The organism is Daejeonella oryzae DSM 19973 (assembly GCF_000422945.1).
GTDB classification, from domain to species: Bacteria; Bacteroidota; Bacteroidia; order Sphingobacteriales; family Sphingobacteriaceae; genus Daejeonella; species Daejeonella oryzae.
Map to the genome: position 1 here is coordinate 630,399 of NZ_KE383964.1, position 13,513 is coordinate 643,911.

Sequence of the window (13,513 nt, forward strand, 5' to 3'; positions counted from 1 at the left end):
CAATAAGAGTATTAGCTCAATTGAAATTGAATAAAAATCCCACAAGCGGGACGCTTGCGGGATCGAGGATTGTTCATAAGTAAAGCCCAATTAAAACCATCAGGATTAATACTGATATGCTTTATTAGAGGTCGAAAAAATCATTTAAAAAAGATTTCTTTTTAGTATGAGGATGTCGTTTATCATAATCTTTGTCGTAGTCTTTGTAGCCGTACTGTTTATAGTCTTTATCGTAATTCTCTTTTTTGGAATAGTGATTTGCAGAATGCTCCATAATTTTCTCAAGTTCTCCGCGATCCAGCCATATTCCTCTGCAACTCGGACAATAATCAATTTCAACACCGCTTTTTTCACTCATTAACAATGTTTCATTACAGGAAGGACATTTCATATGTATTTAGTTTAGTTACTGATGTGGTTTTATTATCAAATATGATGCTAAATTTTTTTAAACGTTGTCTGTAAAATAGATTATTTATTAGTCACATAGTGTTTACAAGGGGATATTTTAAATAAAGAAAAGAATACATTAATCAGGGCAAGCCTTGAAGATTGGGAATTTCAAGTATTATTATTCACAGAACAGAAAGTAGAGAGACTCGATCTCTTTTCCTATCAGCTGCAAGTCTTCTGCATCCCATGGAAGGATTTCAGTGGTGGTCCATTGATAATTTCTGCCTAAAAATATGGATCCAAGGCTCTCCTTATTCCGGACAAGTAAATACCCAATTGTTGCTGATGCTGAACGAATTTCAAAGGGCACGACAAAAAGCTTTACCTCATCTGTTCTTAGATTAACCCTTATATCAAAAACATCCATGTTCTTTTTGTCTTTTATTAAAATTATATCCTGAATATGAAGATCAGATGAAGTGAACATGATGTTTTCAGTCATTTAGCAATTAAATGACCTTTAATATATCGTTCCACCTGGTGGTGTATGATGGGCTTAAATGTTCTCTTCTCATGGCCCAGGCTTTTTTATAGCCTTCCGTGGCTAGGCGCAGGGTGCCACTGCCATAGTGCTTATTTAGTTTGTCCATTAGTTCGCTAACCTGATTCTGGCGAGTCCCGTCAAAAGTGCTGAAGAGATTCAACTGTACCTCGTTTTCGGGAATGATCCCTGTAACCAGAATCTCTACTTTTAAGAATTTGTAACCGGGCTTGTAAATCAGCTTTAAGGCTTTGATTGCCGCCTTTACAATTTCGGGGGTGTTGCTGGATGGATGGTTTAAGGGAATGGTTATTCCTTCAAAATATTGGGGAAGATCTGTTCGGTACTGATTGGTAATCAAACGGACAGAAATCAGGGTGGCGCAACTTTTATCATTCCGAAGTTTTTCTGCCACCCGGCTGGCATAGCTGCATGCAGCTTCAGAAATTTCAGAAAGATCTCCGCTTAGTTTTCCAAAAGATCTGCTGCAGCAAATTCCTTTTTTTCGCTCGGGGTAGGCTCCGAAAGGAATTCGGGCCCGGCCCCAAAGTTCGTCCCACATGCGCACGCCCTGGATCGTCATATTTGTGCGGACCCATTCCATGGGCATCTGCCGCAGCTGCTCTGCAAATTCAATTCCCTGGTTGAGTAATTTTTTATGGTACTGAGCGCCTATGCCCCAAACATCTTTTAGGGGAAATGTTTGCAACGCTTCTGTGATTCTTTCCGGAGTGTCTAATATGAAGATCCCGCTTCCCTTTTTTGCGAGCTTATTGGCAATTTTTGCAAGCGTTTTACTGGGTGCTATTCCAATACTAATTGGAATACCGGTATTGCGAATGACTGTTTCCCTGATCTTCCCTGCATAGGTTTCAAGATCATTCATGCCATTCAGTTTGATGAAACATTCGTCGATGCTATAAACTTCCACGTCGGGGGTAAAGCGGGCTATGTTATTCATTACCCGTGCGCTCATGTCGGCATAAAGGGTGTAATTGCTGCTGAAAACGCTTACCTCGTGTTCTTTGATTAAGGTTTCCATCTGATAAAATGGCGTCCCCATTTTAATACCCAGGTCTTTTGCTTCCTGGCTGCGGGCGATGGCGCAGCCATCATTATTGCTTAATATGATGACAGGTTTTGTACGGAGTGCGGGACGGAATACGCGTTCGCAGGATGCATAGAAATTGTTGCAATCAATCAGTGCGTACATATTTCTTGACCTCCATTTGCGGGCAACAGCTCCAGGTAACTACTCCCCAGATTAAAATTCCAGTTTCTGTATTTACTTCCACAAATTCGTCTTCTTCTTTGCCGGTAGTGAGGTACTTCTTTTTAACATGCGTGATTAATTGACGGACCAGCCATTCGCCATGATGCCATGCAATGACGATCATTCCGCCGGAAGGTTTTTTAGAACGATCTACCACCAGCAGGGTTCCGGTTTTTATGCCGAACTGCTCCATTTCATTCGAAGCGGCTTCAAAGTAAAATGTATTTAGGGGATCAGAAACCAGCCTTTCCAGGATATGAAGCCTGTCTTCCTGATAATCGGCAGCAGGGGACTGAAAGCCGCTGACCTGGCCGGGATCTGCAATGGGTTCTAATTCGAGGTTTTTGTGGGATTCTATTTGGCGAAGCATAGGTGAGTGATTGTGCTGTAAAAATACTAATAAAATTAGCAAAGTTATAGCTTAGGTACTTCTTGATTTTTATAGGTGATTGTGTTAGAGGGAAATAATTTGTTGTTTTGAATTTTTAGTGGGATGGATTAAAACATTGTTGTTAAGGTGGATTGATCTAACCGGATGCTATGGCGGAGAAGCTCTGATGTGTTTATTTGCTTCTGATGCTTGGATTGTATTTTGTCTGGAAACTGTCTTGAAGAAGCTTACAAGAAGGATGAGATGGAATGCTTTTTTTGATAGAATGAAGATATGGAATATCCTAAGAAATGAAAGTCATTTTTTAAAGAGTCTTGAGGTTGATGGTCAGATCTTTCAATTAGAGTTTATTGTGGGCGATTAAATTACATGGCTTAAGTATCCTCGTTGCAAACGAGGACAATAAGAGAAGAAGTCGGGATAATAATCAAAATGTCATCCCGACTATTTATTTTTTAATCCATAGCGGTTACAAAAACATGCCTCCGGACGCTTCAATCCGCTGTCCGTTAATCCATCGTGCATCTTCTGAACAAAGAAAAGCAACCAAGCCACCTATGTCTTCAGCCTCGCCAACTCTGCCTAAGGCGGTTTGTGATGCCAGAAAACTTTTCATTTGGGGATTATTGCGTATTGCTGCATTATAGAAATCGGTTTCAATTGCACCAGGAGCAACAACATTGGCGGTAATTCCCCTCGGACCAAGCTCTTTTGCCAGATATTTTGTGAAAGTTTCTATGGCACCTTTCATTGATGCGTAAATTGAGTATCCCGGTACGCAGAAACGTGTAGTTCCGCTTGAAACATTAATTATTTTCCCGCCATCATTTAAAAGAGGCAGGATCTTTTGAGTAAGAAAATACACTCCTTTAAAATGAATGTTCATGAGCAAGTCGAAATCCTCCTCTAATGATTCGGCAAATGGAATGCTTGCCCCAATACATCGATTTTGTCAGTGTTCCATTGCTCTCTTAATGAATCTTTTACCCTTAAGACCAACTTATTCAGTGAAGCTATATCCGATATATCCAGCTGCAGTGACGCTGATTTTCTGCCTGCAGCGATAACTTCGGCCATGACCTGCCTCGCTTCATCTTCTTTTGACTGGTAAGTTAGAATCACATCATACCCTTTTTCGGCCAGGCGCTATGCTGCATTTTTACCAAGGCCGCGACTGCCGCCTGTTAATAGCACAATTTTACTCATAGTTTCCTATTTTTATCTCATCGAACAATTTTGAAAGCGAAGTATCCGTTTCCGGTTGCAAACCAGGTTCTCAACCAAATCGGGAGAAGCATTTCGGTTCCTCTGGCGGTGGTGATATCTCCCAAGTCAATGATATCGGACCAGCTAAACTGCTGAAGAATAGTTTTCACTTCTTCCTTAGCATCCGCTTTATTTCCACAAAGAAACATGGTTGGATCCCCACCGCTTCTTTTGGCATCAACCATCACCTCGCAATTCACAATGTTTAAGGTTTTTACAACGTTTCCATCCGGAATTAATTTTTGAATCTCTTCGCCCAGCGAATTGGTGTTTGATAATTCCGGAATTAATGATGGAGGCATACCCTTTGAAAAGTCAAGTGGGTTTGCGATGTCTATAACCGTTTTTCCTGTAAAGTTCTCAATTCCCGCCATTCTTATAGCTTCCAGTGATGCTTCACCCTTTGTGCAATTGAAAATAATCTCGCCAAATTTGGCTGCATCTTCAAATGTTCCGGCTGATGCCTTTTCGCCGACGGCAGCTACCCATGCCTGTGCTTTTTCGTTATTTGCACTTCGGCTACCCATCATGACGGTATATCCAAGTTCAATAAGTTTTGTACCGATGGTATTTCCGACCATTCCGGTTCCTAATACTGCTATTTTCTTCATCTTAATAATTAATTATAATAGGTTCATCTTTACAATATAAATTCACCTCCCCAGAAATTTTGATTAGTTACTGTACTTTGTATAGTTGCAAAACTAAATACTGCACTTTATCTTTGCAATAACTGTTAATTATAACAGTATGGAATTAGTTGCATTGATGACTTTATGATTATAAAAGATAAAGAATACGTATTTAAACTTCATGAAAAAACATTTCATTGTGCTTTAGATATTACTATGAATTTTATTGGGGGTAAATGGAAAACTGTCGTTCTTTGGTATCTCAGGAATCAAACACTACGTTTTGGGGAATTGAAAAAGCAGATTCCGGATATTACCGAAAAAATGCTTTCAATCCAACTTAAGGCTCTGGAAGAGGATGGTTTAATAAAACGTGAAGTTTTTCCAGAAATTCCCCTCAGAGTAGAATATTCCCTAACCGATTTTGGAAAAACCCTGATTCCGGTGATTGAATCTATTGCTAAATGGGGTCGCAGTCTAGGCGAAACAGATGGTGAAATGCTTGAAGTAATCTAAAAGTCTAAAATAGACCTGCCTATTCAAACTTAAGATATTTAATGAGGTCACTTTCATGATTGTTTATTAATCAACATAAATCATACAATCGATAAAATAATTGAAAATAACTGAGCAATTATTTCAGATATTAAACAAACATAAAAATTAAAATTCCTGGTTAGAATCGGGTGTAGCTGAATCCAGTTCTTTCAGAATTTTATTTACGTCTTCTTCGGTGGTTGAAAGTTTGGTTTTGCAGATTTTGATGAGCAGAGCGGCTCTTTTTACTTTTTCAGAAAGTTCGTCGACGGAGATTTCGCCCTGCTCGATTTCCAGAACAATGGTTTGTAATTCTTCGAATGCTTCGGTATAGTTGGGAGTGTCGCTCATTGTTCCTTTGATTTTTGTGAGGATTTCACAATACTATGAATATTTCCATCAAATAAGATGGTTTCTAATTCATCGTTCAGTTTTACGTTCTGAAAACTTTTTAGGGCTTTGCCATTATGGAGGGTTATGCTGTAACCACGTTTGAGGACATTCTGTGGGCTCATATTGCTGATGTTTTTCTCCAGGTTATCGAGTATCAATTTGCCGGTTAGCAGCTGAGTAAAAGTATCTTTTTTCAAATCCATAGTTAATTGCCGGATTTCCTGTTTTACAGATCCTAACAAACTGAAAGTGCCTTTTTTGATATTTTCTTTCAGATTTCCCAGGTATTCTTTTTCATTTTTAAAGAGAAATATTGACTGCCGGGACAGGGAATAAACCTGTTCCCTGATTTGATTTCGCTGATGGATTAAAATATTTTCTGTTACCGACCGAAAGAGTTTCAGTTCTGACTGGAATTTGGTTTTTTCATCAGAAAGAAGTCGCCGGGACTTATCCGTAATTATTTCCCTGGCCTTTTGTAGGGGTACCGAAAAATTATGAAATTTTTGCAGCAGGTATTCGGCAATTTTGGTAGGGGTGATGGCGTTTGAGAATGAAATCATCTCTACAACGGTTTCATTTGTAGCATGCCCGATTCCGGTAATCACCGGTATAGGGAATAAGGCGATCGCTTTAGCCAGGTCATAATTATTATAGCAGGATAATCCGACATCACCGCCGCCACCCCGGATAATGGCTACTACATCAAAATGTGATCTTACTTTTTCAATTCGTTTTAATTGCCTGATAATCGAATCAACTGCTTTTTCTCCCTGCAGCAGCGATGGAAAGAGCAGGTGGAAAAAATGATAATTCCATGAATTGTTATTGAGCACTCCCATGAAATCTGCATATCCTTTACTGGTTTCGACCGATATAATGGCGATGCGTTGCGGGAGCAGCGGAATTTGCAACGTTTTGTTGCGGTTGAAAATTCCTTCCTCTTTCATCCTTTTTATCGTGTCGTGCTTTTCCTTTTCCAGATCACCCAAAGTGTACGAGGGGTCGATATCAAGGATCTGCAGTGAGAGGCCATGAACGGGGTCAAATGAAATCCGGGCCAGAAATAATATTTTGATTCCGTCTTTTAAAGGCTCTTTTAATACGTTCAGAAAGTTATTGTTGATGTTTCTGTAGTCGTCTTTCCAGAGATTGCATCTTACCTGTGCGATCACTTTACCATTTACTTTTTCCACCAGATCCGGGTAACAATGACCAGAATGGCTGTAAAAGTTCAGTTTGTTCATCTCCGCCTTAATCCAGTATGTACTTCTATACCTTTCGGCAATGGTTTTCTGAATGCTTTTGGTTACCTCCAGCAGGGTAAATATTTTTTTGTCGGCTAGGAATTCGGGCATTTGAGGATGATTTGTTTTTTGTAAAGTAAGGTTTTCAGCAATATAATAGAAAAAGGAGGATTAAGGACCGGGAAAGCAGATTTTCTTTCCGTAGTTATTATAAGTATTTACGGGCTATACAATTGTGATTTTCAAGTATCCTCGTTGCAAACGAGGACAATAGGGATCTTGTAGAAAGCCCCCAAATCATGAATAGTTTTCGGGAAATCCATAGCCTTAATTTTTCTGACTTTGGTAAACCACTGAGCATCCATTTCATCGGTGAGCGTTGATCTATAAAGAGCACAGGCATCAATTGCGCCTGCACTTGCAACTATTGGTAAAATTTCTGAATCCGGATGATGTGGTAATTCTTATTGCTCCTGTTGAAATTTTTAATATTTTTTTAACCGTTAAAGTTTTAGGAGCACTTGCAATTGCTTCAAAAAAAGCAACTAATTGTATCACGATATAGAAAAAGATCTATTTTCAATTGTCAGGGCCCAATTTCCAAATGTATAACCTGCATAATAAAATTGTACTTTAATAAGCTTTATTCGTTTGGAGAAATCTTCAAATCAGAAAAGTAACCTTCCGTACCAGTCTCGACCCAAAGCCCAATGGCTCCTGATAAATCCGGACCATGTTTTAAATCATTTACAATTAATGATGGCTGCTTATTGTTATCCAGGAAAAGCTTTGCTTGTGTACCGTTTACTTCAATCCTTAAGGAAATCCATTTATTCATTTCCATATCAGCATAGAATTCATAAAGTTCCGGTGATTCTTTACGAATTAATCCGGATAAGAATAATATTGAATGGTATGATTCCGCCTGACCTGGTCATTCACCCGTGCATTGACGGGGCGGATATAAATACTTTCATATTTAGTATTACTGTTGTTAATGCGGAAAGCAATACCGATAAAACCCCTTGCAAAATCAGGCGCATCTTTTAGCAGCCTGCTTAATACCTTTACTTGAATCGTACCATTTTTAAAATTGACTCCTCTTATTTTTACAAAAGTTGGCTCGTCAAATTCTTTGATAGTTGAATCTTTTGATATCATTTTGTGACTATTTAAAAAGTAGTTAGAAAAGTAGTCAGAAATCAAATGAATGGAATGGGGTTTTTTGTATAGACTAAAAACAAAAAACCCCTTTTCTGAATCAGAAAAGGGGTTTTTGCTACCGGATGTATTCCGTATCGTCGGGATGGCAGGATTCGAATATTTTCTGCATTCCATTAACGAAATAGCGGTTTCTCTTTCTAGAACTGTGTTTTTAGGTATAAAACCGATACTATTCTAAACATTCATAATTTTTTGCCATAGATTTTGCCATAAATTTAAATGGCCATAATGATTGATTCTGTAGGTGCTTTTATTTATTATAAAATATACGAAAAGGCATTCATCAGTACCTGATTATTAAGCCACATTTGAATACAAATTATTCAAAAGATCAATAAAAAAAATCTTCCTTACGGATCCCGAAATACTGGCAAACTTCTGAGGCAGTTAGAAGTTGATGGGGTTCTTTTCCATAATGTTCCTTGATTTTCTTGTGGGTGGTACGTGAGTAGCGTTCGCCTTTTGCCGGTGAGCCTCATGATGTCTTTGGGATAGATGATTTGCAGCGGGGGGATCTTTTTCATGCTGTATCTATGCTTATTTAATGCTCTATCTTTACTTCAATAGTCTGTAAATGTAATTATTACAAATTATTTGCAAATCAGTTATTTATGGTATTTAATAGCTCTATACTTTCTGAACGGAACCTATGTTTTGACAGGCGTTGAATTAACATGGTCATTTGCTTAAAAAAAAGCTATGGCCAGACAGAAAGGTATTATCAAGCTAAAGGGAACTATCGGGGATATTTCCTTTTACAAAAGTAAGGACGGGTATTTAGCCCGGGAAAAAGGTGGGGTAGATGCAACACGGATCGCTAGTGATCCGGCGTTTGTTCGAACACGTGAGAACGGCGCTGAATTCGGGCGTGCCGGAAGTGCAGGGAAGTTACTTCGAAATGCACTGAGGAATGTGATAAAGAATGCTTCAGATCCGAGGGTTACTTCGCGACTGACTCAGGCTTTGGTCAAAGTTGTGCAAGCTGACCTGGTGAGTGTCCGCGGGTTGAGAAACGTTCTGGATGGCGAGCTGGAACTACTCACCGGATTTGAATTTAATGTGAACGGGAAATTGGGAAGCACTTTATTTGTTCCTTATACAGCAACCATTGACCGGGTGACCGGTGAAGCTGTGCTCAGCATCCCTGCGTATGTACCTCTTAATTCCATTGGATCACCGGTAGGAACCACTCATTTTAAGTTAAATATGGCGGTTACGGAGATTGATTTTGAAAGCGGTGAATTTAAGACCGAGAGTGGCAGCAGCAACGAAATTGTGAATGATGCCAATGCGGTGGCAGCCTCATCCATCACGCTGAATATTGGACCAAATAGCACCAAGCCCTTATTTGTTGCTTTTGGAATCGAATTTTTTCAGGAAGTAAACGGTTTGATGTATTCTCTAAAAAACGGAGCATACAACGGACTGGCCCTGGTGAAAATTTCAGGTATTTAATCATTTAAGCCTTCCCCGTAAGGGGAATGGCATCCTTATGGAACTCACGCTAATCCGGAACTATCATTCCCAGGGAGTGAACGGTGTTATTTTTTTCAATGGAACCCGGATCTGCGAAAGCATAGAACTTCCCTGGCAGAACAATGTGTGGAGCAAAAGCTGTATCCCAGAAGGAAAATACTTTTTAAGCAAACGAAGCAGTCCGAAGTATGGATCCCATTTATGGATCAGGGACGTCCCCGGAAGGGAATTGATTCTGATTCATCCGGCAAACGACGCATTAAAAGAGCTTCGGGGTTGCATAGCACCGGTTAGCAAAATTACCGGCCCTGGAACCGGAATCTTAAGCCGTCAGGCGATGCGGGGCCTTCTGGAATTGGTCCGGAAAGAAACAATTATTTATTTAAACATCAGGTCATGAAAATAACAAAGAGATTGAAGTCACCGACCCCCCTATTTTTTAAAAGTCTGCAGAAGATCAGTTTGGTTTTAGCGGGCATTTCAGGCGTCATCCTGACGACGCCGGTTGCGTTGCCGGCATGTCTGATCAGCATTGCAGGATATGTTGCAACAGCAGGAGCTGTAGCTGCTGTGGTTGGACAGGCAGCTGTGAAAGAGGAAGAGATGAAGAGAGATTAAGGATTAAAGATCAAGGATTAAGGACTACAATTCAAGTGAATTAAAAGGTTAATTAAATATATTTAAAAACTGATTAATAAATAGTTATAAGATGAACAATCAGACCGAACATAGTCGCTGGGGAATAATTGGAGGCACGCTGGTCAGTATATTAATTAACCTTAGCCTGTCGGATTTACTAAGTACGGTATTTCTGGCTGCTGTGGGCGCTTCTGTAAGTTATGCAGTTTCTTTATTATTGAAGCGATATTTTCCGGAAGATAAATTCAAATAAAAAAGGGAACCAGCAATGCCGGCCCCCCTTTTATCTACCTACGAAAACAGCGAATGGGAATCGCTTCATAAAAATAAAATAGCTCCTCCCGGAATAAGAATCAATTCCTGTACAATTAACTGAGAAGTAGCCCGCTGAAGCTATTAAATCAACAAATTTCGATTTTCAAAAAGTACCTGCATCAAATAAATCAAATGAATGAAACTTCAGGTTAATTCGAGATCTTTCAGAAGCCTGGAATACAGAACTCTTCTGAGTTTTTGCGCAGAGCGGAGCTGAATCCGGAAGATGTTTTCAATTTCAAGGACCTGTTTGAGGGTGCAGGAAGCTTCCTCCAGATCATCAAAATTTACCTGGCTAATGGCCCTTTTAAGAAGTTGTTCCATGGTATGGATCCTTATGAAAAAAATGACCGAGCCTATGAGATAAAATTTACAGGCACCCGAATGCCATAGAGCAGTTTGTAAGGTGTACAGCCGCTGCAGATCCTGCTCAGAATTCATGGAGATTATCCAGCAATTGGGGCAGGGTTCCAGAAGCGGTTTTCCGGCGTTTAATCCCTTGTTAAGGATAAAGAAGTAACAGCCATGAAAGGCTTTTCCAATACGATGTGTTTTGAGTTTGAAATCCATAGGTCAATCGTTAAAGCGCTTTTCGTAATATTTTCAAAAGAAAAAAAGAAAAAAAAGAAAGCTTTTTTGGAAGAGGGTAAGGGGAGGATTGTCAAGGTTTTGGAAAAAAATACGACCCGCAGGGTGGAGATTTTTTTTCAAACCCGAAGAGCCTGACCTTGACTATCCCAGCGGGAGGGTGGTGCGTACCCGAGTAAATTGCTTTTCTTTTTTTTATTTTTTTAGGGAGTGAATTTGTTTAATGGATCATCCTTAATTTTCCCTGGCAGAATGAAATTTCCTGGGTGTAAGTAATGCGTAAGGCAGGGCGAGCCGTTTAGAGCCGCTGAAGTTTTGTGAAATGGAATTATGAGGGTCGGGAGAAAACGGAAGCGGCTGCGAGTTAAGAGAGGGTGCTTTGCAGGGATAGGCGGGAGACGGCTGCAAAGCTATGTTGCGGGATCGCGGGTTGGGATTGTGCAGACAACACAAGCGAAAGAATAGTTATTCCGGTATCAAAAACGTTATTGAGCGCAGCCCGAACTATGGAGCAGGCGAGCAAGACACGAAGCTGCGCCTGGCGAAACTGGCTCAATCGGCAGGCTCAGTGTGACGGCCGAGCGAGTTGAGGCAGGAGATAGCAGCGAATGACGAATGAGGAGCAAAGTCAGAAGGCATGACGAAATAGTTGCCCTTCGGCAGGCTCAGGGAGGCTTTGTGATGTGGATGACTTGGCGGAGGGAAACTACCCGCAAGGCGAAATAGCTATTTTTTCTACCGAAAATGGCTATGAGTTTTGGCGGGACTTATGCGGCGACGAAATGAGGAATGCCTTATTACCTGGTGCGGTGGGCAAAGCGGTGGGATAAAGCAAGGGAAAGGCAATGTGGGAGGGGTTGAGCGTTGGGAGATTGGCTTTCTATTGCTTGTGCATTGACGGAAGCTGGTGCCTTTGGGGGTTTGTGGAGGGGTAGCACCGGCTGGAGGCAAAGGAGATTATTCATAGTCTTAATTAAATATATGTAATTAAGGTTTATTGAGGGCGATACATCACCTGATAGATGCGAGAGCGAAAGACAAAAGGGCTACCGTTAACAGGACCTACGCATATGTGGCGGTTCCATGGCTATTACTTAGGAAAAGCTTGCTTATATTAGAAGTAAGGTACAATGATGAAGAAAAAGAACCAACAATAAATAAAAACAAACATGGATAAAAAAGAACTTTGGTTAAATATTGCCAACTACCACTTTGACAACCTGGTTCCAACTCAGCTGTGGGATGAAATTGCTGTAAAATTTGGAGGGCAAAACCCATTTACAAAAGCCTTTGCTACTAAACTTTCCAGAAAGCTTAACTGGGGAAAACATTTCGCTTTGAAAGCCATATACGAGTACAAAAAATTTGTATACCTGGGAGTAATAAGTGATTTTAGCGTAACTCCGTCCAAAGTCGTTGACCAAGTATGGCATGAACATTTATTATTCAGCTCAGGTTACAGAAAATTTTGCAAGGAAATAATTCAATATGATTTTGACCATAATCCTGAATTAGTATCTGTTGGTAGTCAGACCGAAGCATTTCAATCACAATATTTCCAAACAATAGAACTTTATAAAAAAGAATTTGGGTTTGAACCACCGCCAGAGATATGGGATGTCACAAAATTCAAAGGGAAAATAGAAAATGTAAAAAAGCCCATGAAAAAACATAATGATTCTGTTTATTCTGATAATTATGTTGGAACAGACTCTCTTATTACCATGTTTTCATCTGCCGAAATTAGCGATGTTAAATTTGGAGGGGGTGAATTCGGCGGTGGTGGAGGTAGTGGAAGCTGGGATGTTTCTGGTAGCGATAGTTCTGATGGGAATTCTGGGGATAGTTCGGAAAGTGGTAGTTCCTGTAGTTCAAGTTGTGGAGGCGGAGGTGATTAAATATCCAGAATAATAGATTGTAGTATATGGACATCAAATGTAATAGCTAATACTTAGCCTGACAATTGGCCGCTTTTAAAATGTCATATTTGCTTTTGGAATTTAAAAATCTATCAGACCCAGAAGAATAACAATTTATTTTACTAATGAGCGATACAATCGCAGGGATCAAATATCCTCGTTGCAAACGAGGACAATAGGGGATTTTAAAGTATCCACTTTGCAAACGAGGACAATAGGATTAGCCAGTTGATACATTCAGTATATTTCTAAATTATTCATGAATAATTTGTTGATTTGCGGCTTATTATATTTCGTTATTTTTTTCTAATATCAGTCTGTTTGAGACTTGTATTTTAATTAAAATACAGCATATTATGATTACAAATCATTCAAAGGTCTCAATAGCGGGTCTGTTAATTGCATTAGGAATTATTTTTGGAGATATCGGTACTTCCCCTTTATATGTACTTAACGCAATAACCAAGGGGAAAACTATTAATCCAGACCTAATTATCGGTTCTCTGTCATTGATAATTTGGACACTAACTCTTCAAACAACTGTAAAGTACGTTATCCTTACGCTTCAGGCAGATAATAAGGGAGAGGGAGGAATATTCTCTCTGTTTGCCCTAATCAGACGATTTAGGGGAAAGTGGCTGGTTTTGCCGGCAATGATTGGCGGGGCTGCATTGTTGGC

The 13,513-nt window shown here is 39.8% G+C and carries 18 protein-coding genes; 7 read left to right on the forward strand and 11 right to left on the reverse strand.

From position 1 onward, the window contains the following. Nucleotides 1–124: 124 nt before the first annotated feature. From G521_RS0116000 to G521_RS0116030, 6 genes are all read right to left on the reverse strand, one after another. Complete coding sequence (locus G521_RS0116000) at nt 125–358, reverse strand: TFIIB-type zinc ribbon-containing protein (RefSeq protein WP_245580883.1); 234 nt, start codon at nt 356–358, stop codon at nt 125–127. A gap of 213 nt (nt 359–571) precedes the next feature. Next, on the reverse strand, nt 572–895 hold the full coding sequence (locus G521_RS0116005) for a hypothetical protein (RefSeq protein ID WP_026899429.1): 324 nt from the start codon (nt 893–895) through the stop codon (nt 572–574). Nucleotides 896–902: 7 nt separating this feature from the next. Further along, entirely contained in the window at nt 903–2,147 is a 1,245-nt protein-coding gene (locus tag G521_RS0116010) for a Y-family DNA polymerase (protein WP_026899430.1), read from the reverse strand. Further along, the gene (locus G521_RS17540; protein ID WP_051189801.1) at nt 2,131–2,577 is read right to left on the reverse strand and encodes a S24 family peptidase; all 447 of its coding nucleotides are present in this window, start codon (nt 2,575–2,577) and stop codon (nt 2,131–2,133) included. The genes G521_RS0116010 and G521_RS17540 overlap by 17 nt, the downstream gene beginning before the upstream one ends. 490 nt (nt 2,578–3,067) lie before the next feature. Then, on the reverse strand, nt 3,068–3,484 hold the full coding sequence (locus G521_RS18470) for an SDR family oxidoreductase (protein ID WP_309425084.1): 417 nt from the start codon (nt 3,482–3,484) through the stop codon (nt 3,068–3,070). Between the two features lie 337 nt (nt 3,485–3,821). Further along, nucleotides 3,822–4,475, reverse strand: coding sequence for an NADPH-dependent F420 reductase (locus G521_RS0116030; protein ID WP_036679511.1), 654 nt, complete (start codon nt 4,473–4,475; stop codon nt 3,822–3,824). A gap of 165 nt (nt 4,476–4,640) precedes the next feature. On the opposite strand from G521_RS0116030, the gene G521_RS0116035 reads away from it, so the two are divergent. Continuing rightward, nucleotides 4,641–5,012: a winged helix-turn-helix transcriptional regulator gene (locus G521_RS0116035; RefSeq protein WP_026899433.1), complete on the forward strand. Its 372-nt coding sequence runs from the start codon at nt 4,641–4,643 to the stop codon at nt 5,010–5,012. A 147-nt stretch (nt 5,013–5,159) separates the two neighbouring features. Here the strand turns inward: G521_RS0116035 and xseB are convergent, their stop codons facing one another. The 4 genes from xseB to G521_RS18210 all read right to left on the reverse strand — a co-directional run bounded on the left by xseB (nt 5,160) and on the right by G521_RS18210 (nt 7,834). Then, nucleotides 5,160–5,384 (reverse strand): exodeoxyribonuclease VII small subunit, encoded by a 225-nt coding sequence (xseB, locus tag G521_RS0116040; protein ID WP_026899434.1) that lies wholly within the window; start codon nt 5,382–5,384, stop codon nt 5,160–5,162. After that, nucleotides 5,381–6,784, reverse strand: a complete 1,404-nt coding sequence (gene xseA, locus G521_RS0116045; RefSeq protein ID WP_026899435.1) for an exodeoxyribonuclease VII large subunit — start codon at nt 6,782–6,784, stop codon at nt 5,381–5,383. Before xseA ends, xseB begins: the two co-directional genes overlap by 4 nt. Before the next feature lie 532 nt (nt 6,785–7,316). Further along, on the reverse strand, nt 7,317–7,517 hold the full coding sequence (locus G521_RS18205) for a hypothetical protein (RefSeq protein WP_155975838.1): 201 nt from the start codon (nt 7,515–7,517) through the stop codon (nt 7,317–7,319). 41 nt (nt 7,518–7,558) lie between these two features. Next, complete coding sequence (locus tag G521_RS18210; RefSeq protein ID WP_155975840.1) at nt 7,559–7,834, reverse strand: hypothetical protein; 276 nt, start codon at nt 7,832–7,834, stop codon at nt 7,559–7,561. Nucleotides 7,835–8,596: 762 nt separating this feature from the next. Between G521_RS18210 and G521_RS0116065 the strand changes: the two genes are divergently transcribed. The 4 genes from G521_RS0116065 (at nt 8,597) to G521_RS0116080 (ending at nt 10,265) form a co-directional block, all read left to right on the forward strand. After that, complete coding sequence (locus G521_RS0116065) at nt 8,597–9,352, forward strand: hypothetical protein (protein WP_026899436.1); 756 nt, start codon at nt 8,597–8,599, stop codon at nt 9,350–9,352. A gap of 37 nt (nt 9,353–9,389) precedes the next feature. Beyond that, nucleotides 9,390–9,773, forward strand: a complete 384-nt coding sequence (locus tag G521_RS0116070) for a DUF5675 family protein (RefSeq protein WP_026899437.1) — start codon at nt 9,390–9,392, stop codon at nt 9,771–9,773. Then, nucleotides 9,770–9,991 (forward strand): hypothetical protein, encoded by a 222-nt coding sequence (locus G521_RS0116075; protein ID WP_026899438.1) that lies wholly within the window; start codon nt 9,770–9,772, stop codon nt 9,989–9,991. Before G521_RS0116070 ends, G521_RS0116075 begins: the two co-directional genes overlap by 4 nt. A gap of 91 nt (nt 9,992–10,082) precedes the next feature. Continuing rightward, nucleotides 10,083–10,265 carry a hypothetical protein gene (locus G521_RS0116080; protein ID WP_026899439.1) on the forward strand — a complete coding sequence of 61 codons (183 nt, stop codon included), beginning with the start codon at nt 10,083–10,085 and terminating at the stop codon, nt 10,263–10,265. Nucleotides 10,266–10,471: 206 nt separating this feature from the next. Here the strand turns inward: G521_RS0116080 and G521_RS17950 are convergent, their stop codons facing one another. Next, a complete protein-coding gene (locus G521_RS17950; RefSeq protein ID WP_051189803.1) occupies nt 10,472–10,897 on the reverse strand; it encodes a DUF6943 family protein in 426 nt (141 codons plus the stop codon). A 1,187-nt stretch (nt 10,898–12,084) separates the two neighbouring features. Between G521_RS17950 and G521_RS17955 the strand changes: the two genes are divergently transcribed. Next, nucleotides 12,085–12,813 (forward strand): glycine-rich domain-containing protein, encoded by a 729-nt coding sequence (locus tag G521_RS17955; protein ID WP_051189804.1) that lies wholly within the window; start codon nt 12,085–12,087, stop codon nt 12,811–12,813. Nucleotides 12,814–13,190: 377 nt separating this feature from the next. Then, a partial coding sequence (locus tag G521_RS0116110) for a KUP/HAK/KT family potassium transporter (RefSeq protein WP_026898851.1) occupies nt 13,191–13,513 on the forward strand: 323 nt, incomplete at its 3' end.